The organism is Paraburkholderia sp. GW821-FHT02A12 (assembly GCF_059422005.1).
On sequence record NZ_JBWKWA010000002.1, the window covers coordinates 3,412,152 to 3,432,470 of the forward strand.

Annotated in this window: 17 protein-coding genes and 1 pseudogene; 8 read left to right on the forward strand and 10 right to left on the reverse strand. The window is 60.6% G+C overall.

The window, feature by feature from the left end:
• Positions 1-21 precede the first annotated feature (21 nt).
• Complete coding sequence (locus AC07WT_RS36855; RefSeq protein WP_494950763.1) at positions 22-1,353, forward strand: MFS transporter; 1,332 nt, start codon at positions 22-24, stop codon at positions 1,351-1,353.
• A gap of 61 nt (positions 1,354-1,414) precedes the next feature.
• Here the strand turns inward: AC07WT_RS36855 and AC07WT_RS36860 are convergent, their stop codons facing one another.
• The gene (locus tag AC07WT_RS36860) at positions 1,415-1,804 is read right to left on the reverse strand and encodes a hypothetical protein (RefSeq protein ID WP_494950764.1); all 390 of its coding nucleotides are present in this window, start codon (positions 1,802-1,804) and stop codon (positions 1,415-1,417) included.
• A 417-nt stretch (positions 1,805-2,221) separates the two neighbouring features.
• Between AC07WT_RS36860 and oxlT the strand changes: the two genes are divergently transcribed.
• From oxlT to AC07WT_RS36890, 6 genes are all read left to right on the forward strand, one after another.
• Positions 2,222-3,553 (forward strand): oxalate/formate MFS antiporter, encoded by a 1,332-nt coding sequence (oxlT, locus tag AC07WT_RS36865; protein WP_494950765.1) that lies wholly within the window; start codon positions 2,222-2,224, stop codon positions 3,551-3,553.
• 335 nt (positions 3,554-3,888) lie between these two features.
• Entirely contained in the window at positions 3,889-4,605 is a 717-nt protein-coding gene (locus AC07WT_RS36870; RefSeq protein ID WP_492595305.1) for a GntR family transcriptional regulator, read from the forward strand.
• A 404-nt stretch (positions 4,606-5,009) separates the two neighbouring features.
• On the forward strand, positions 5,010-6,752 hold the full coding sequence (gene oxc, locus AC07WT_RS36875; RefSeq protein ID WP_494950766.1) for an oxalyl-CoA decarboxylase: 1,743 nt from the start codon (positions 5,010-5,012) through the stop codon (positions 6,750-6,752).
• A 26-nt stretch (positions 6,753-6,778) separates the two neighbouring features.
• Positions 6,779-8,029 (forward strand): formyl-CoA transferase, encoded by a 1,251-nt coding sequence (gene frc, locus AC07WT_RS36880; RefSeq protein ID WP_492595307.1) that lies wholly within the window; start codon positions 6,779-6,781, stop codon positions 8,027-8,029.
• Between the two features lie 128 nt (positions 8,030-8,157).
• Positions 8,158-8,589 (forward strand): PAS domain-containing protein, encoded by a 432-nt coding sequence (locus AC07WT_RS36885; RefSeq protein ID WP_492595308.1) that lies wholly within the window; start codon positions 8,158-8,160, stop codon positions 8,587-8,589.
• A 237-nt stretch (positions 8,590-8,826) separates the two neighbouring features.
• Positions 8,827-9,228: a DUF3597 domain-containing protein gene (locus tag AC07WT_RS36890; protein WP_494950767.1), complete on the forward strand. Its 402-nt coding sequence runs from the start codon at positions 8,827-8,829 to the stop codon at positions 9,226-9,228.
• A gap of 248 nt (positions 9,229-9,476) precedes the next feature.
• On the opposite strand, the gene AC07WT_RS36895 is transcribed toward AC07WT_RS36890, so the two are convergent.
• On the reverse strand, positions 9,477-11,708 hold the full coding sequence (locus AC07WT_RS36895) for a SulP family inorganic anion transporter (RefSeq protein ID WP_494950768.1): 2,232 nt from the start codon (positions 11,706-11,708) through the stop codon (positions 9,477-9,479).
• Positions 11,709-12,182: 474 nt separating this feature from the next.
• On the opposite strand from AC07WT_RS36895, the gene AC07WT_RS36900 reads away from it, so the two are divergent.
• Entirely contained in the window at positions 12,183-15,467 is a 3,285-nt protein-coding gene (locus AC07WT_RS36900; RefSeq protein ID WP_494950769.1) for an adenylate/guanylate cyclase domain-containing protein, read from the forward strand.
• A 177-nt stretch (positions 15,468-15,644) separates the two neighbouring features.
• Here the strand turns inward: AC07WT_RS36900 and AC07WT_RS36905 are convergent, their stop codons facing one another.
• The 8 genes and pseudogenes from AC07WT_RS36905 to AC07WT_RS36940 form a co-directional block, all read right to left on the reverse strand.
• A complete protein-coding gene (locus AC07WT_RS36905) occupies positions 15,645-16,058 on the reverse strand; it encodes a glutathione S-transferase family protein (RefSeq protein ID WP_494951138.1) in 414 nt (137 codons plus the stop codon).
• Positions 16,047-16,151 (reverse strand): annotated as a pseudogene (locus AC07WT_RS36910) (glutathione S-transferase N-terminal domain-containing protein); the annotation flags it as partial. The pseudogene AC07WT_RS36910 and the gene AC07WT_RS36905, both read right to left, overlap by 12 nt.
• Positions 16,152-16,181: 30 nt before the next feature.
• Positions 16,182-16,382, reverse strand: coding sequence for a hypothetical protein (locus AC07WT_RS36915; protein ID WP_494950770.1), 201 nt, complete (start codon positions 16,380-16,382; stop codon positions 16,182-16,184).
• Positions 16,383-16,390: 8 nt separating this feature from the next.
• A complete protein-coding gene (locus tag AC07WT_RS36920; protein ID WP_494950771.1) occupies positions 16,391-16,831 on the reverse strand; it encodes a hypothetical protein in 441 nt (146 codons plus the stop codon).
• 552 nt (positions 16,832-17,383) lie between these two features.
• Positions 17,384-19,150, reverse strand: coding sequence for a ShlB/FhaC/HecB family hemolysin secretion/activation protein (locus tag AC07WT_RS36925; RefSeq protein WP_494950772.1), 1,767 nt, complete (start codon positions 19,148-19,150; stop codon positions 17,384-17,386).
• Between the two features lie 51 nt (positions 19,151-19,201).
• Positions 19,202-19,483 (reverse strand): hypothetical protein, encoded by a 282-nt coding sequence (locus AC07WT_RS36930; RefSeq protein ID WP_494950773.1) that lies wholly within the window; start codon positions 19,481-19,483, stop codon positions 19,202-19,204.
• A gap of 92 nt (positions 19,484-19,575) precedes the next feature.
• Positions 19,576-19,833, reverse strand: coding sequence for a hypothetical protein (locus AC07WT_RS36935; RefSeq protein WP_494951159.1), 258 nt, complete (start codon positions 19,831-19,833; stop codon positions 19,576-19,578).
• A 3-nt stretch (positions 19,834-19,836) separates the two neighbouring features.
• Positions 19,837-20,250 carry a hypothetical protein gene (locus AC07WT_RS36940; RefSeq protein ID WP_494950774.1) on the reverse strand — a complete coding sequence of 138 codons (414 nt, stop codon included), beginning with the start codon at positions 20,248-20,250 and terminating at the stop codon, positions 19,837-19,839.
• Between the last annotated feature and the right edge of the window lie 69 nt (positions 20,251-20,319).

Below are 20,319 nucleotides of genomic sequence, written 5' to 3' on the forward strand. Positions count from 1 at the left end.
TCAAGGACAAGGAGACAAAACATGACGGGACACGCAGCCACCAATATCTCAACGACTCATGAGACGGCCGGTACGGTCACAAGCACGGATCTTAGACGCGTCATTAGCGCCAGCGTCGCCGGCAGCGCGATGGAATGGTACGACTTCAGTATCTACGGTACTGCGTCGGCGCTGATATTTTCCGATCTGTTTTTCCCGGGGCTCGACAAGGCGGCCGGGCTGCTGGCGATATTCGGCGCATATGCCGCCGGATTCTTTGCGCGCCCCTTCGGCGGACTTTTCTTCGGCTGGCTCGGCGACAAGTACGGGCGCAAGAGTGTGCTCGTTGCGACCGTACTGCTGATGGGCGGCTCGACATTCTGTATCGGCCTTCTACCCACCTATAACCAGGTCGGCGTCTGGGCAGCGGTGTTTCTGGTGGCGCTCCGGCTCCTGCAGGGCTTCGGCGCCGGAGCGGAACAAGCCGGCGCCTCGCTGATCGTTTCAGAATTCGCCCCGCCCGCCCGGCGCGGCTTTTATGCCGCCCTGCCATTCGCCGGATGCATTGTCGGCATATTGCTAGCGAATGGAATATTCACCCTGGTGCAGCGCCTGCCCAAGGACGAGTTTCTGAGCTACGGATGGCGCGTGCCGTTTCTGTTCAGCGCCGTTGTCATTGTCGCGGGCATCGTTATCCGGATGCGGGTCAAAGAGAGTCCGGTCTTCGAGGAGATCAAGAAGACGGGTCATGCAAGCAAACGTCCCGTGCGCGATCTGATGTCTGAAGCCCGCGGCACCTTGCTCGTCGCATTCTGCCTTCGGGTTGGCGAGAACGGTTCATCCTATCTGTATCAGGTGTTCGCACTGAGCTATCTGACCAAGGTGCTGCTGGTCGACAAATCGGTCGGCACAATCGGCGTTACGATCGCGGCGGCGCTTGCGGTGTTGACCATTCCATTGATGGGCTGGCTTTCCGATCGATTCGGCCGGCGCCTGATGTACCGCCTTGCCGCCCTCTTTACCTGCCTCTGGGCGTTCCCGGCATTCTGGCTGTTCAGCACTCAGGATCCTGTGCTGATTGTTTTCAGCATGGCGATGGCGATAGGCGTCGGCGTGTTCGGGATGTATGGCATCCAGGGTGCATACTTCCCCGAACTGTTCAATGCTCGCTATCGATATACCGGCATTGCCGTAAGCAAAGAGTTCGCAGCAGTGGCGTCGGGCGGTATCGCACCGTTCATTGCCGCGGCTTTGCTGGCGTGGACACACGGTGCGTACTGGCCGATCGCAACGTATATCGGCGTGCTCGCGGGGATAAGCTTCACGGCGACTTTCTTTGCGCCCGAAACACGCGGAATCAGCTTGCGAAAGTAAGGTGCGACGCGAGAACGGCAGCCGGGGTAAGGACGCCGTTCCCGAAATCCGCCCGTTGCGTCTAAACACCCGCCAGCGCCGGCAGCTCTACGTCATACGACACGCGCTCGCGCCGGCTGCTCATCGGCGACCGACGTGTCTCGTGGTTCAGATGCGGCGCGCTGTCGACGCGCGTCGGTACGCACGCCGGGTAGCGTGCGTTCTTCTTCTCGAGAATGGCCCGGCTCAGAAACTCGGCGCTATACGCTTTCAGCAAATGCGCATGGTGCGCTTCGATGTACGCGGTAATCCGCGCCTGTTCACCGTCGATCATAGCCAGCGACGCCAGCGTGCGCGCGTCCCAACGGAAGCGCAGGCCGAGTTCGTCGAAAGCGGTGTTATAGGCGCACAGTTGCGCCCGGATTTCCGCATCATGCGCGCTGTCGCCTGCGTCGAATTGGGAGGGGTTCATGGTCGTCTCCTTCAGGCAGATGGTATGGACCAAGAATAGGAGCGAGCATAAATAAACAACAGTTAAAGTTATTGTGAATAACGATAGTGTTTTGTTTATGCATGTTCGCCGCCCAGAACGACGAACCCACACTCAGAGCTGGGAAACCCTATATTAGGGATACCTAATACAAACCATAAAATATTTTAACTTTCACCGATTGCTGTTCTCGCGCAGCATGCCCCCACACTCGCCGCACGCGCAGCTACTTCTACTCAGTTGTCGCGCGATCAACGAGGTAAGGGTTTTCGTTAATGAAATGCCCTCTGGCCGACCATTGGCGCTTCATTGCCGGCACACAAACCGGCGATCAGGCGATTCGACTAGGTAAGTCCAACGTGCCGCTCGAGCGCGACGGAATCTACAGGAGACGGAGACATGGGCTATTCCAACGTAGCCGGGAGAGGCAGGACGGCGTTCAGGCATAACCGCTGGGTGCAACTGGCGATCGGCATCGTGTGCATGGGGCTCGTTGCGAACCTGCAATATGCGTGGACGCTTTTCGTCGTACCAATGGACAATGCGCACCATTGGGGCCAGACGGCGATTCAGACCGCGTTCACGATCTTCATCGTCACCGAAACGTGGCTCGTGCCCATTGAAGGCTGGCTCGTCGACAAGTTCGGACCGCGCCCGGTTGTGATCGGCGGTTCGCTGTGCGCGGCGCTCGGCTGGATCATCGACGCGCATGCGAGCAGTCTCACCGCGCTATACGTCGCGGCGGTGATCGCCGGTATCGGTGCGGGTTGCGTGTACGGCACCTGCGTCGGCACGGCGCTCAAATGGTTTCCGGACAAGCGCGGTCTCGCGGCCGGTTTGACGGCGGCCGGTTTCGGCGCCGGCGCGGCGCTCACCGTAATTCCGATCGCCAATATGATCCAGCGTTCGGGCTACGAGCACACGTTCATGTTCTTCGGCATTTTCCAGGGCGTCTGCATTCTGCTGCTCGCCACCATGCTGATACGGCCGAAACCGCCCGCAACCGCGGTCGCGGCCAGACGCGTGGTCGCAACCAGGATCGACTACTCGCCCGGCGAGATGATCCGTTCGCCGCTCTTCTGGGTGCTGTACCTGATGTTCGTGTTCGTCGCGGCCGGCGGCATCATTGCAACCGCGCAGCTTGGGCCGATTGCGAAGGAATTCGGCTTTGCCAGGCTGCCGGTGAATCTGATGGGCATCACCCTGCCGCTGTTGACGATGACGCTGTCGATAGACAATCTGTGCAACGGCTTCACGCGTCCGTTGTGCGGTTTTCTGTCGGACCGCATCGGCCGCGAGAACACGATGTTCATGATCTTTCTCGGCGAAGGCGTCGCGCTGCTGGGGCTCATGCAGTTCGGCCACAATCCGTACGCATTCATGTTCTTCGCAGCCATCGTGTTCCTGTGCTGGGGCGAGATCTTCTCGATCTTCCCGGCGACCTGCGCGGACACGTTCGGCAGCAAATACGCCGCGGCCAATGCGGGGACGCTCTATACCGCGAAGGGGACCGCGTCGATGCTGGTGCCGATAGCATCGGTGCTGTCGGCGAACGGCGGGTGGAGCACAGTGTTCATCTCGGCGGCGGTGGTATCGATTGCGGCAGCAGTGTCCGCGAAGTTCGTCCTCGCACCCATGAGAAAGCGCTGGATCGAGCACTCGGGTGCGCCGGCCGGCGTAGTTGTCGCCGAAGCGCGGTTGCAGCCGTTGTCCGGCGGCTCGCGTGAATGAATGGCAACGTGAGCGTGAATGACAACGTGAGCGCGTAGCTCACGGCCCAACTGGATTCGCCTGCCGCAGCGGCATAGGCTGCTGCGGCGGCAGCCCTGCCCTCGCACCGCGTTCGACGGTGCTGCGTCGCGACCTGCAGCTTGCTGCACGGTCGCTTTCCGCGCTTCCCCATCTAATATGTATAGCGCGTACGGAACGGCACGCGCTTCCCAGCTAAAACCCGTGGATTACACCACCTGGACTAATAGCTGTATGTGATATATGGTATTAAATATATTTAAATGACTCGCTCGCGCGTCCCGAGCAACGAATCCTCAAACTGGGAAGCACTGTCAATGGCTGATACGCAATCCGATGTTCTTCCAGCGGCTCGGCCACTGACGCTCGTGCCGATCAACGCGACTGCCTCGCTGCGCGACCAGGCCTACGCCAAGCTGAAGCAGGCGATTGCCGAAGCCGACATCTATCGCTCGCGCGAAGAGATCCGGCTCGACGAAAAAGAACTCACAGAGGCGCTCGGCGTCAGCCGGACGCCGGTTCGCGAAGCGATGACGCTGCTCGAGCAGGAAGGGTTTCTGCGCACCGTGCCGCGCCGCGGTATCTACATCCAGCGCAAGACGAAGAAAGAGATCGTCGACATGATCCACATGTGGGCGGCGCTCGAAAGCATGGCGGCGCGCCTCGCCACGCAGCGCGCGTCCGACTCCGAGATCGCCGCGCTCAGGCGCATGTTCGACGACTTTCGCGACACCACGCCGGCCGAGCACATCGACGAGTATTCGGAGGCAAACATTACGTTCCATCAGTCGATCGTGCAGCTCTCGCAATCGCAGATTCTGCTCGATACGATGAAGAATCTGTTCGTCCATGTCCGCGCGATTCGCAAAATGACGATCTCGCAGAGCGACCGGGCATCGCGCTCGATTGTCGATCACATGCGCATCATCGAGGCGCTGGAGCGGCGCGATACCGAGCTGGTCGAGAGCCTCGTGCGGCAGCATTCGCTCGAGCTGGCGGCGTTCGTCGAAGCGAACTGCGATTTCCTCGACTGAGCCTGAAATCATCTTCGGCGCGACATAAAGGCTTCGCATAGGAGCCGGTCGCCGCATCTCGTAAGAACCGCCAGGCACTGCCACGCTTTCAGCGTCGCAGTGCTTTTTTATTCTCCCTCGCAAGGGGCCAGACCTTGACAGAGCGTCGGCCAACCCTTCTCTTTCGTCACCGACACCCGCCAAACCAGTGGTCAAAAATGCAGCGCCCGCGCAATTCCGGCTCCGCCGGCGATTTGTGCGGCGCAAACGCTCGCACCCCGCATCGGCCTTTAAATACAAGCACGCACAGACTAGCTGCAATGCAGCAATCCACCCGTCATGGAAAAACTCGCTTGACTAATACTGTGTGTGGAATATTGTATATCACGAACCACACAACGCCCCAGCTTCGGAGGAGAGACGTCATGGCAGAAGCCGACAGCACCACAGCAGAAGAGACCTTGAAACAACAGGCGACGGAGACGACCGACGGATTCCACATCGTCATCGATGCACTGAAACTAAACGACATCAACACCATCTTTGGGCTGGTCGGTATCCCCATCACCGACCTGGCGCGGCTTGCCCAGGCGGAAGGGATGCGTTTTATCGGCTTCCGTCACGAACAGCACGCGGGCAACGCGGCGGCCATTGCCGGTTTCATGACGCAAAAGCCGGGCATCTGCCTGACGGTATCGGCGCCGGGCTTTCTGAACGGCCTGACGGCGCTCGCCAACGCGACCACCAATTGCTTCCCGATGATCCTCATCAGCGGCTCCAGCGAGCGCGAAATCGTCGATTTGCAGCAAGGCGATTACGAAGAGATGGATCAATTGAACGCGGCCAAGCCGTACGCGAAGGCCGCATATCGCGTGCTGCATGCGGAAGACATCGGCATCGGCGTGGCGCGTGCGATTCGTGCCGCGGTGTCAGGCCGCCCGGGTGGCGTGTATCTGGACTTGCCGGCCAAGCTGCTCGCGCAAACGCTGGATGCCGTGAAGGCGCAGCAGTCGCTGGTGCGAGTAGTCGACGCCGCGCCGCGTCAGCTGCCCGCGCCGGAATCGGTCAAGCGTGCGATCGATGTCCTGAAGAGCGCCAAGCGTCCGCTGATCCTGCTCGGCAAAGGGGCGGCGTACGCGCAGGCTGACGCGGAGATCCGCGGGTTCGTCGAACAAAGCGGCATTCCGTATCTGCCGATGTCGATGGCCAAGGGTCTGTTGCCCGATACGCACGAGCAATCGGCGTCGGCGGCGCGCTCGTTCGTGCTGCAGGAAGCCGACGTCGTCGTGCTGATCGGCGCGCGGCTGAACTGGCTGCTGGCGCATGGCAAGGGCAAAACGTGGGGCGCGGAGCCGAAGAAGTTCGTCCAGGTCGATATTTCGCCGACCGAAATCGACAGCAACGTCGCGATCGCCGCGCCGGTGATCGGCGATATCGGCTCGTGTGTCGCAGCACTGCGCGCGGGCCTCGATGCGGGCTTCGCGAAGCCGGGCGCCGAGTGGACCGGCGCGATCGCCGAGCGCAAGAACAAGAATCTCGCCAAGATGGCCGCGACGCTCGAGAAGAACCCGTCGCCGATGAATTTCCACAGCGCGTTGCGTGCGATCCGCGATGTGCTGAAGACGCGCCCGGACATCAACGTCGTCAACGAAGGCGCGAACACGCTCGACTACGCGCGCAGCATCATCGACATGGCCGAGCCGCGCAAACGCTTCGATTCGGGCACGTGGGGAATCATGGGCATCGGCATGGGTTTCGCGATCGGCGCGGCGGTGACGAGCGGCAAACCGGTTGTCGCGATCGAAGGTGACAGCGCGTTCGGATTCAGCGGCATGGAACTCGAAACCATCTGCCGTTACGACTTGCCGGTTTGCACGATCGTATTCAACAACAACGGCGTGTATCGCGGCACCGACGTGAACCCGACGGGCGGCAAGGACGTCGCGCCGACCGTGTTCGTCAAGGGTGCGCGCTACGACAGGATGATCGAGGCATTCGGCGGTGTCGGCTACAACGCGACCACCCCGGAAGAACTGACGAAGGCGCTACTCGAAGCGATCGCATCGGGCAAGCCAACCTTGATCAATGCCGTGATCGATGAAGCGGCGGGCACCGAAAGCGGCCGCCTGACCAATCTGAATCCGCAAAGCGCGGCGATGAAAAAGTAATCCAGAGCAACCCAGGAGATAGCAAAGTGACCAAACCTCTCGACGGCATCAAGATCATCGACTTCACCCACGTTCAAGCCGGTCCCGCGTGCACCCAGTTGCTCGCCTGGTTCGGCGCCGACGTGATCAAGGTTGAAAGACCAGGTTCGGGCGACGTGACGCGCAACCAGTTGCGCGACATGCCCGACGCCGACGCGCTGTACTTCACGATGCTCAACAGCAACAAGAAGTCGCTGACGTTGGATACGAAAAAGCCCGAAGGCAAGGAAGTACTCGAAAAGCTGATCCGCGAATCCGACGTTCTGGTCGAAAATTTCGGCCCGGGCGCGTTGGACCGGATGGGCTTTTCGTGGGAACGCCTGAACGAACTCAATCCGAAGATGATCGTCGCTTCGGTGAAGGGTTTCAGCGACGGCCATCACTACGACGACCTGAAGGTCTACGAAAACGTCGCGCAATGCGCAGGCGGCGCGGCGTCCACCACCGGCTTCTGGGACGGTCCGCCGACCATCAGCGCCGCGGCGCTCGGCGACAGCAACACCGGCATGCATCTGGCGATCGGCATTCTGACCGCGCTGTTGGGGCGCGACAAAACCGGCAAGGGCCAGAAGGTCGCGGTGTCGATGCAGGATAGCGTACTGAACCTGTGCCGCGTAAAGCTGCGGGACCAGCAGCGGCTGGAGCGCGTGGGTTATCTCGAGGAATATCCGCAATATCCGCACGGCGAATTCAGCGATGTGGTGCCGCGCGGCGGCAATGCGGGCGGCGGCGGTCAGCCGGGCTGGGTGCTCAAGTGCAAGGGCTGGGAAACGGATCCGAACGCCTACATCTACTTCACGATCCAGGGTCATGCGTGGGAGCCGATCTGCCGGGCACTCGGCAAACCCGAGTGGATCGATGACCCAGCCTACAAGACCGCTGAAGCACGTCAACCGCATATCTTCGAGATTTTCAAAACCATCGAAGACTGGCTCGCCGACAAGACCAAATTCGAAGCAGTCGACATCTTGCGCAAGTTCGACATTCCGTGCGCGCCGGTGCTGACGATGAAGGAACTGGCCAACGATCCGTCATTGCGCGCGAGCGGCACGATCGTCGAAGTGCCGCACAAGAAACGCGGCACGTATCTGACGGTCGGCAGTCCGATCAAGTTCTCGGATCTGAAGCCGGAAGTCACCGCGTCGCCGCTGCTCGGCGAACACACGGACGAAGTGCTCGCGAGCCTTGGCTACAGTCAGCAGGAAATCGTCAACCTGCGCGAAGTCAAAGCGGTTTAATGGTGTCACGTGGGTGTCACGCGGGGTGTCACGCAGGCCCGGTCGTACGCTCGGGCCTGTGAATACAGCGCCCCTGGCGGCGCCATATCCGATTCAAGGATCTACGTTTTTACATTCGGGGGAACGCCATGCAAAGAGCCATCGACTTCCAGCAACTCGTCAACGCAATCGGCGACGCGATCATCATTTCCGACGCCGGCGGCAGCATCACATTGTGGAACCCCGCGGCCGAACGCATGTTCGGCTTTACGCAAAGCGAGGCGCTGGGAAAGTCGCTGGACCTGATCATTCCGGAACGTTTGCGCGGCCGCCATTGGGACGGCTATCACAAGACCATGGCAACGGGCGAAACCCGTTACGGCAACGACGTGCTGCGTGTGCCCGCCGCACATAAGGACGGGCGGTCACTGTCGATTGCCTTTACGGTTGCGTTGCTGCATTCGCCGCAAAACGAGCTCACCGGCATCGTCGCCGTGATCCGCGACGAAACCAGCCGCTTCCAGGAAGATCGCTTGCTGCGCAAGCGTCTCGCGGAACTGGAAGCATCCGCGGGCGCATGAGCGGCCACACAGAGTGCGCTCATGTCGATCGGAAAGTGTGCGGGCAGCTCTCATGCAGAGCGCGCCACAAGGCGACTCGCGCTGCTTTCAATCCTTGGCGCAGACTGCCAACGCCTGAACATTCTTAAACAATTTGCCACGACCCGGACGCAAACCTCGCATAGGATGTTGAAAGCACGCGTATCGGGATACGGTACGGTGTTTCCGTGAATTACCAACCTGTTGGGAGCATCGATAATGAGCATCTTCGGCGAGATTGTGAACAAGCTGTTCGGAAAAGCAAAACCGGATCAACCAGCGCCTGCAGCGGAGCCGACCCCGGATCCCGCGGCAGCCCAGGCTGCCGCCCCGGATGCCACGCCAGCACCTGCGCCTCTGACTGACGTCGACGTCGAAGCCGTGATGGATCAGCTTGTCAGTGAAAGCGGGCAAACGCTGAACTGGCGCACGTCAATCGTTGACACAATGAAGGCGCTCGGCGTCGACAGCAGCCTCGATCATCGCAAGCAACTCGCCCAGGAACTCAAGTACAACGGCGACACGAACGACTCGGCGAGCATGAATATCTGGCTGCACAAGCAAGTGATGCAGGCGCTGGCGGCGAACGGCGGGAAGTTGCCGCCCGACCTCGCGGCCTGACTTCGCTTTGGGCGAGCGCCTGGCCGAGGGTCTTTCGCCGTTTGTCTCGTCAATTGAACGGGCTGAACCTTGAAAGATCCGTGGAACCTGTATATGTGAGCAATATGTTTGCATATACAGCTCCGGAGGCCGTCATGGAGCGTCTGGTGCGCGTGCGGAATGAACGGGACTGCCGCACGCTCGTGCGGCTGCGGGCGCTGGTCACGATCCGGCAGATACGGGCTTGCCTCAATGATTAGGGTTGCCTGTCAATGAGCCGCGCGCAAGGCTTCGTCCGCGACAGCCAGCCGTGACGCCATGACCTTGACGACAAAACGATGGATTTGCCGCGCGGTCACCGGATCGTCCTGCTCGAGCGCATGCAACGAATCAAGTGTCAAACGCCGGACACGCGCAGGGCCGTCTGCGAGCACATCCGCACTACGCGCCCGCTGCGTGTACACCGCCATTTCGCCGACGATCGTACCTGGTCCGAACGAGCGCAGCCTGATGGATCTCCCGTCCACAAGCGGCAGTAAGACGGTGACACGGCCGCGCTCGACAAAGTACATGGCGTCCCCCGGCTCGCCGTGACGGAACACCGGCTGCCCCGCGCCAAGCTCGCGCACGTCTAGAAGGGCCAACAGCCTTTCGAGCGCGTATGACGTGAAATGCGGTGCGAGCAGCGCCTCGAAATCCTCTTCGCCGCAAGGCGGCGCGCGTGAATCCGACGCAAGAAGCGTATCTTCGACCCATTCCAGGCCGGCATCCAGCGTAGCGAACTCGTGAATCCTTAGGTTCAGCGTGCCGGTCTTCATGAGCAGTTCACGCGAGCGTGCCGGCAGCCCCGTCAACACCAGGTCCGCATCAATCGTCGCGCACAGCTGCCTGAGCTTGACGAAGCTGACCGATACCGACGCGTCCATGCCGTTGGTCAAAGCGAAGTCGAGCACGACAAAGCGAACCGGCAGCGGCCCGTGCCTCGCCAGCCGTTCGCGCACGCGCTGCAAGATCGAATTGGCGGTGCCAAAGAACAGGAACCCCTGCAGACACGTTCCGCACACCTGTACGCCGAGTTCGTGAAGCCGTTCGGTTGCCTCGATACTGCGCTCAACATTCGATGTGCGGGTACTGCCATCGAACTCCATACGAACGCAACTGACGCGGCCATACAGCAGAGCGAACATCACACATGCGGCGATGACCCCCGCGACGACGCCCGTGACGACGCCGTAGAACGCAATAGCGCCCAGAATAAGCGGTACAAGTAGATACTCATGCCAGTTGAGCTTACGATACGCACCGACTAGCCACTGGATCAACAGACGCAGTCCAATGAAGAGCTGCAGCCCGACCAGCACTGGTACCGGGAATAGCGCCACCAGGTCCGGCGAGGCGGCCAGCACGAACAGGCATGCGAGGGAGGCGAATACGCCCGCCATACGACTTGTCGCGCCCGCGCGCGCGTTGAGCATCGATCGGTTGAACGACTGGTATCCGACCATCCCGCCTAACATCCCGCTCGCGATGTTAGCTATTCCGGCGGCCCTCATTTCGCGGTTCAGATCGATGTCTTCGCCCGTGGCTGCGCCAATCGCTGTCGAATTCATCAGGATCGTGATCGCCGCAATCGAGGTGACCACGAGCGTCTCCGGCAAGTGCGCAGCGATTGCCGACCAGTCGACGCTCCCACGCGTCAGCAATGCCGGAAGATGCAGTTCTGGAATCCGGATCGGGTGCAGTGCCACGCGCGGAAGCAATAATCCCGTGTTGCGGGCGTCGTCGATCGACAGGCCTGCAGCAAGCAGGAGCAGGTAGAACAGCACGACGCCGAGTGCAAGGGTGATCGGCAGCGCCGCTGGGTGTTTCCAGGTGCGCGACAGGAGCGTGGCTAATGCGCACACCAGCACAGCGGGTGTCCACACCAGCCAGTTCAGGTGCGTCATCAGCGCCAGTGTGTGCCAGTTCAAGGGTTCGCCGGTCACGACCCGAAACGCGCCGGCTAGCAGGAGGTAGCCAGTACCGGCAAGAAAGCCGCCTACGACCGGGTAAGGCAGGAATTGCAGGGAACGGCTGCGCTTCGACGAACCGACCGCATACAGAATGACGCCCGTCACCACAGAACACAGCGCGATGGCAATCAGCACCGTCAGCAGAATTGTCTGGGGCGTACCGCCGTCAGCCCGCACGCTGCTCGCGACGCCTGCCGCCACACCGGCAAGAAACGCCGTCGCGTTGCCGTCGGGTCCGGCTATATTCATGCGCATCGAACTCGTCAAGGCGATCACCAGTGCCGTTACCACGCAACTGATGAAGGCGGTGGGCACGCCAAGCTCAGCGTAACGGGCGAGATCCGCACTAAAGATCATAGTGCCCAGGCTCATTGCATAGCAGAGCATGACCAACATCGACACCATGCCGGCCGAGAGGTCTCCGACCAGGCCCGTGATGCGTGGCCCGGGGCGGGCATCGGGTGAGGAACCTGTCGTAGCTGGCTTCACAGTGCTCCCGGTGAGGGCAGATGGAATCTGGCCTGGGCCGTGCGGTTCGCGCGGCGCGCTGCGGTTGTGGCTTGTTCGAACGTCACCCATCGTTCCGGATGACGAACGACTGCACGTTGCGCTTGCCTGCTCGCCCGACACTGTGGCCGATTCGCTAGGCAGTATCCGTCGTGGCCGCAGCCAGTGTCAAACGCACTGCGGCGCGCCGTTGCGATCCTGGCCGAATTTGCATCCACCTCGTCGCTCATGCCCGGTATCCGTTTCCTTCACGCTGGACGTACACTGTGCTTTCGGCAGGAAGGCCTTGAGCACGGAGTATGTTGCACCCGTCACAGCCAGGCAACCGGCGGTGCGTCGATTCGTATGATCTGTTGGTGCGACGCGGCCCGGTTCGGGGATACGGTTCGACCGCCTGCGCGGCCACGAACCGCGACGGAGTATGCCTGTTCGAACGCACCGGATTAGGCGGCGGCGATGGATATCGATCAGTGGCTGCATGCATTGGGGCTTGAACAATACGCACGCGTATTTGCCGAGAACGACATCGATCTCGCGATGCTGTCACAGCTCGACGGCGCGGATCTGAAAGAGCTCGGCGTCCTCTCGCTCGGCCACCGTAAGCGCCTGCTGGCGGCGATTGCCGATCAGCGCGACGCCGCACTGTGCGCAGCGTCGCCCGCTGTGAATGCGCCGGCAAGCGAGCGTCGGCAAGTCACCATTCTCTTCGCCGATCTGTGTGGTTTTACCGCGCTGTCGCAAACGCTCGATCCTGAAGAGTTGCGCGAGTTAACCGGTCGTTACACAGCGCTCGTCGATGGGATCGTCCTCGGTTACGGCGGTACGATCGACAAGCACATCGGCGATGCCGTCATGGCAATCTTCGGTGCACCGCGCGCGCACGACACCGATCCGCTGCGCGCGGCGCGTGCCGCGTTGGAGATTCATGAGGCCCTTAACGGACTCGGCAAGCAAGTGGCGCCTGCGCTGAGGGCGCATGTGGGCATCGCCAGCGGCGAGGTGGTCGCGGGTCCGCTCGAGCGCGCAGACGTTCAGGACTATACGGTCCTCGGCGACTCCGTGAACCTCGCCGCCCGCCTGGTTGCCGCCGCCGGCCCCGGGGAAACGCTGCTCTCCGATAGCGTGCATCACGCGCTCGGCAACTGCGTGATGAGCGACGCCGTCGGTGCGATGCGCTTCAAGGGGATCGACTCGCCGGTGCGCGTGTGGCGTCTGAGCGGTCTCGCCTTTGAACCCGTCACGCCAAGCCGCAGTGTGTTTGTCGGCCGCAAGGCTGAACTCGAGCAGTTCAAGGGCCTCGCCCGCGCGTGCCTCGAACAGCGGGCCGGTCACGTCGTCTATGTCCGCGGTGAGGCGGGCATTGGCAAGACGCGGCTCGTCGACGAGATGCGCCGCTTCGTCGAAACGCTGGGCTTTGTCAGTCACCGCGGCCTCGTACTGGATTTTGGCGTGGGTAAAGGCCAGGACCCCATTCGCACCATTGTCGGCAGCCTGCTGGACCTGCGGCCCGCGGCCGGGTCCGATGAACTGCGCGCCGCCGCCGAACGGGTTGCCGCATCCGGGGCCGTCGGCCCCGATCAGCTGATGTTTCTCCACGACCTCCTCGATCTCACGCAAACCGGCGAATGGCACACGCTTTACGACGCGATGGACAATGCCGCACACACGCGCGGCAAGCGCGCGGTCACAGCAGCAATCACGGAGGATGTCTGCCGGCACCAGCCAACCATGATTGTGGTGGAGGACATTCATTGGGCCGACCCGCAGGTGCTCGGTTACCTCGCCACCCTCGCCGTTGCGATCGCGAACGGTCCGGGCCTGCTTGTGATGACGTCGCGCGTGGACGGCGATCCGCTCGACGCGGCATGGCGGGCAAGTTGCCGCGGCACGCCCTTCGCCACGATAGACCTCGGCCCGCTGCGCAGCGACGAGGCGCTGAACCTTGCCGGCAGCTTTATCGAAGCGACCGGGCGTGTCGCGCGTGCCTGCATCGAGCGAGCCGGCGGCAATCCGCTGTTCCTCGAACAACTCCTGCATAACGCCGAGGAAGGCAGCGAGGAAGCGGTCCCCGCGACGATCCAGAGCCTCGTGCTGGCGCGCATGGACCGGCTGGCTCCGCGCGACCGCGAAGCGTTCCAGGCTGCCTCGGTAATCGGACAGCGCTTTGGCCTCGCCTTGCTCCGGCGGTTGATCGATGCACCGGAGTATGTCTGTGACGGGCTCGTCGCCAACGCGCTCGTCCTGCCGGAAGGCGACGATTTCCTGTTTGCCCACGCGCTAATCCAGGAGAGCGCCTACGCGACGCTGCTGCGGGCGCGCCGGCGCGACTTGCACCGCCTGGCGGCCGACTGGTTTGCGGCGACTGACCCCGTGCTGCGCGCCCAGCATCTCGATCGCGCCGAGGACAAGCGGGCGCCGCAGGCCTATCTCGACGCCGCGATCGCACAACGCTCCGCCTACTTGACCGAGGCGGCATTGCGGCTAGTCGAGCGAGGTCTGCAAATCGCGCAAACGGACGTGGATCGCCACGCGCTGATCTGTTTCAGGGGCGAACTCCAACGAGATCTCGGCGACATCGCCGCATCCATCGCGACGTACCGTGCGGCCGTGGCCGCCGCTCCGGACGAAGCGAGTCTCTGCCAGTCCCAACTTGGGCTCGCCGAAGGTCTGCGGGTGAGCGAAGGCCTCGCCGAAGCCCTCTCGCTGCTCGACGCGGCCCAGCAAGTGGCGCAACGTCTGGATAAGGTGCCTGAACTTGCGCGCCTGCATCACCTGCGCGGCAACATCCTCTTCCCGCTTGGCAGGATCGAAGATTGCCGCACCGAGCATGAGCGCGGGCTTGCCTATGCACGGCGCCTCGGCTTGCCGGAAGCCGAGGCGCGCGCGCTCGGCGGCATCGCGGATGCTGCTTACGCGCAAGGGCGCATGCGCACCGCTTTCGAGCACTTTAGCCGGTGCGTTGCGTTAAGCCGCGAACACGGCTTCGGCCGCATCGAGGTCGCCAATCGTTCGATGGCCGGCTTCAGCAGGATCTACCTCAACCAGGCACGCGCAGCGCGCGAGGACGTAAGCGCCGCCGCACGCGCCGCCGCGCTGGTCGGTCAGCCGCGTGCGCAGATGCTGTGCGAAACGTTAGGCGCCTTTGCCTGCTACGAAATGGGCGACATGGAGGCGACCCTCACCCATCTCGAACGCGAGATGCACATCATCCGTCAGCTGGGAGCTCGCCGCTTCGAGGCGCAGAATATGGAAATGCGGGCGCGAGTGCTGCTCGATAGCGGGCGTCGGCGAGAGGCCGCCGAATTATTGCGTGAAGCGCTAGCGATTTGCCGCGAGGTGGGAACGCAGTTCAGCGCACCCAAGGCCGTGGGCGCACTGAGCCGCGCTGTCGAGGACGACGGCGAACGCGCGCGTCTGCTCGCCGAAGGTGCCGACATGTTGCACCGAGGCGCGGTTGGCCACAATCATCTGTGGTTCTACCGCGATGCCATGGAAGCGATGCTGTCCGCCGGCGACGCAGCCGGCGCACTGCCCTATGTCACCGCGCTCGAAGACTATACGCGCGCTGAGCCGCTGCCATGGGCAGAGCTGTTTGTGGCGCGCGGCCGCGCCCTCGCTCGCGCGCAGCAAGACCATTCTGGGGAAGCAGCGCAGCGCGAACTCGAGCGTGCGCGCGCAGCCCTCGTGGAAGCCGGCTTCAACAGCTATCTGCCTGCGGTGGACGCTGCGCTCGTCGCGTAGCGAAGGCATTGCTCGAAGCTTTCCATCGATTCGGTTCGCTCAACTGTCAAAATTCCCAGCGCAATCAGTGAAAATCGCCTGGTCGGCGACTGCTGTGTTGGCGACAGGCAGAAGTCGACCCATCGCGAAAATTCACCGCACTCGAGAGCAGACATTCAGCGTTTCGCATGACCCCAGTTAGGCCATGGGAGCGAGCGGCGCCGGCCTCATTGCGTCATCAGGATGGATCCATCCAGTCAAAGCACGCAGTGATCGCAACCATCGCTCAATATTAGGGAATTCAGCCTCCGCGATGCCGGCCTGAGAAAGCCAGAACAGATACGCCGAACACGAGATATCGGCAATCGTTGGACCTGATGGTAAGAGAAACTCGGTGGTCGATAGAACTTCATCAAGCGTCCTCAGATCTGCAATCGCTCGATGGCGCAGATATGCAATAACCTCTGTCGGTTGATGCGCCCACAGTAGCGAGAAACGAAGGTTCGGTATGCTGAACCCGATACGATTCGTCTCCCACGAAAGCCATTCCAGGATCGTTTGCCATTCCGACTTTTCACCACGGAAGGCGTTAGTGCGCTGAGCAAGATGCATGAGGATGGCGTTCGACTGGCAAAGCGCAGTGCCTTCATCAACCAGAACTGGAACCTCGCCGAATTTGCTGGCGGCAACGAACTCCACAGGGCGTTTATGCCTGGGCGTTTCGGCGGGCCAACTTCAGGTAGCCCTTCCGCCTTGAGCTTTGCCGTTACCTTTTCTTCCAGGTGCGGCGCCCAGCGCATCCCAGTTCGCGTCCCAATACGTCATACACACGTTAATCCGGTACGTCGGAACGTATTTGCCGTCGTACACGTGCGGACCAAATTGATAAATCGTTCCGCATGTGTCGCAACGTTGGGTGAGCTTGATCTTATCCATCGGGTTTCCTACGCTCCGTGAGTCGAACAATAGCCTCCAGCGGCTCGCAGTGCCGTCCATTTCTCAGGCATGAGCCCGATTCCGCCTACGATAAAATTGCGGCATTGTCGACCTTGCTTCGTACGTCCGGAACAATACACCGAGCCTTGCGATTCATACCACTCGATGTATTCGGGAACCGTGAGGCCCAAGACTTCCGCGAACACTGCATTTTTATCCGATGTAAGGCGAAGAACCTGCTCCGGAGTCAACGCAACCGTTGTGGCGCCTCCCAACGACGGCACTCCAACGTGAAAACGGCAACCTGCAGCGCCTGCTGCTTTTAGCGCGGCGATAACGTTCGATTTTTCCATCAGATTCTCCATTCTGCATTTGTCCTTTTGCGTTGTGGTGAGAAGCGCGCCCACGCCAGGAGCAACGCGCCGATCAACCACATAACCTTCGGACATCGGGTTCGCCGCGCGATGGGTTGCTCCATTCCCCCCGTCACTCGAACGAACAAAAGTGAGCCTGTTCAGATCTCAGATGCCGTTACTCGGTTTTCGCATTGATTCCTGCCCGTTGCCAAGCTCCAACAAGCCGCCCCGTTCAACGATCTCACGACGCACCGACATCATGCGTCCGCAATGCATGCACCGCACCGGCTTCCGACCAGCATCAAAACGCAAATTTCGAGAACCACACCACCCGCATGGGTCTGCTTGTCAGGCCGCGCACCTGCTCGGCTGCGAGATTGAAATACTGACCGCATCTTGTACAAATGTACGTCGGCAGTCGTCCCGTACTGCGGTGCGTGTATCCCTTCTTCTCGACAGCAATTCCTTTGCAACGCGGGCATGACGGGACAGGATTCGCATCAGCCGAAAGCAACGTATGCAAACGACGTCGCGACGCGCGCTCGAACGCACATCGGCTCTGACTCAACAGCTTGTCGCCCACGCCTCCGTCATTCGGCTCGATCACATCTTTGGCTCGTGCCCCATCTCCCATTCCACCATCCCTTAGAACTGCGCTGTCACCTGAAAACCAACCGTCACGCGCGCGGTCGGGAAGCCCGACGGCTTGTAGACCGGCGTACTCGCGAAGAGGTCGTACGCATAGGCGCCGAATCGCGTGCCAACACTCCCCTTGACGCCGATCACCGCACCGGCCAGTTGCGTACCGACGAGCGCGATCGGCTGCGGGCCCCATACGCGGCCATAATCGAGTCCCGCATAGAGCGCCTGCCCCGTCTGTCCAATCGGTGCCTCTAGCTCGTTACGCCAGTAGAATCCGCGCGCCGCCGCCAGCATCGTTTCGCCGTCGAAACCACGTACCGTATAGCGGCTACCGATCGTCAGGTCATCGATGTAGTACAGCGTGTTGCCCGTGTACTGGCCGTGAAATGTCGTGACGTACCGGAACGGCTGCTGCGCGATCGCGAACGGCACCGACAAGTTCGCATCAAGCACGGCCATTTTGTAGCGATAGGTAGGGTCACCGCCCGCCGCCAGCACATCGTCTTGTGCGCCGAATGTGCCGATGCCCTGCCTGTACGCGAGCGTGCCATCGAACTGCGCACTGCCGAAGTAGTGCCGATCGGTCAGACCAAGTTCGATGAATGTGTTGTTGCGGCGCTGCTGCGAAATCTCGGTGTCTTCGATGAAACTCTGGCCGAAACGGCGCGACAAGCGCAAATACCCGCCGAATACGTCATTCTGGCTGCGCGCCAGAACGCGAGCCAGTTTGAAGTCGACCGTCTTCGAGTTGCCGCTCGCGACGAATGTCTGATTCACGCCGGCGATCTGCTGGTAGTACGTGTTGGTATACGCGGACAGCGTCGCGGTCCAGTACTCCCACGGAATCGAATAGAAGCCGTTCCAGCCGTGCGAGCCGAGGCGCTTGTCGCCGAATTCGAGATCCTGGCTTACGCCAATGTTGAACACGTCGTTCAGGCCGAGCGGATTGTCGATGCCAACCGAAAGGTTGCCTTGCAGCTTGCCGGTCGCGCGCGTGCCCGAGTTGTCGATCGACGCAACGACGGTCCATGGCTTGCCGCGCTTCACGTCGAGCACCACGTCACTTTCGCCCGGCAGATCGCCAGGGACGATCTGCATCGACACATCCTGGCTCGTCGCGCGCTTCATCTGCTCCAGACCTTGTTCGAGGTCGCGCAGGTTCAGCAGCTCACCGTCGCCAGTCGGAAACGCAGTTTTCCACGTGCCGCGTAGTTTGTCGTCAGCGAAGCGCACGTGGCGGATCACGCCGGGGATCAACGAAAATTTCAGAGTCCCTGTCAACAGGTCCTGTTCAGGCAGCAACACGCGCGTCGTCACGTACCCGCGCGCCAGTATGGCCTGTGAAAGTCCCTTGACCAGCATATCAATGCCTTGTTTGCCAACGCATTGCCCGGAATAGTGGTGCAGCCATTCGCGCGCGAATGCGAAGCGGTCCATCGGCAGCGCAGATGCACCTTGTGCTTTCACCGCGTCGGGTAACGAGCCCGGTACGTCGAGCGTGAAGCGGTCAATGCGAAAGCATGGCGTTTCGGTAGGCAAGGCCGGATACGCTTCGACGTGCGGCACGTCCGACCGCACTGAAGGCGCACGCACGGCTGCGTCACGCTGCTGCGCGTCCCGTTGCTGTTGCGCCTGCCGATCCTGTTCCGCGTTCGCCCGTGCCGCGGCGGCTTGGTCGGCGGGAGTAAGTATAGGTGTCTGTTGCGCCTGCACCGCAACCGATATCAAGGCGGCGAACGGCATGGTCGCCAGCTGTTTTTTTATTTTCATTGTCGATCAAATTCTAGACTCTGCCGCGCCAACGATAAATGATTCATGAGATCAGCCCTTCTTATCTGATCGCGCTTGAAGAAGGGCGCAGAATGCAAAAATTGCGGCAAATCCTATCGGCACCAGCGCACCAGGTATAGTTGAAGCAATTTCCACTGCGGTCGCAAAACCATGTTTAAATCCAGCCTTAAATATCGCAACAGAAAATATAAAAATATAAATGCAAGTCAGCAGAAAAACAAAAACCTTCCAGCATGAGAATTTCCCGAGGATTTTCGCAACGATAGACCCCAGAAATCCACCCAACAGACCACTCCAGAGACCATCAATCATTACTTCACTCCTTTCATTTCTGTGGCGGATTCCCGGACTGCGCCGCCTGAGCCGCTCGCCCCGCAGTCTGGCTTATCGCAATCTTGTTTGCATTAATGACAATGCCGGGAATGGTTCCAAGATTTTTTCTCGCTGATCCCGTGCCTCTTCGCGACCTCAGCGACCGGGGTCTTGTCCGCCTCGCGCAGGATGATGACCATCTGTTTTTCGGTAAATCGGCTATTCATCATGACTTCCTTTTCTCCGTTGGAAGCCATTCTCTCAAGTTTCAATTGATCCGGAAATTCCGGGGCAGGTCGCACGACAAAAAGCTGCTTTAACTGAACCAGCGCCCCCAATAGTTTCACCATTCATCACAAAGCACCTTTTCCTCCAGGAAGCAATGGATTTTCTTCCTCAAACATAATCTGATCGGGAAAATTCTTTAAAAAAAATCCCTCGAAAACCATTCTAATTCGCTCACGAAACTCGTAAACTTCATCTCTTCCAAGATTTTGTATCTCAAAGAGATCATCTTTATCAAGATGCGAGCTTATCGCATTCATTACGTAACTAAAGATACGAAAAACTGACCCACACAGCTCTTCGCGACCCTCTGTTTCTGAAGTGAGGTCGTAAAGCGCCCGCTCAAGAAGCCAATATTGGTCCCGTTGCCATATACCACGCTCGTGCAGAATCGCAGCAAATGACGTCTCGTCGTATTCATAAGACTGCGCGCAGTTTTTGGCAACAATCTTACGCGAATTGATAACTCGACTCGACTCCATACACCTCACCTAATATTAAGTTTTCGACCAGATCCGGCGTTCGTCTTATCGGAATTCACCGACCCATCC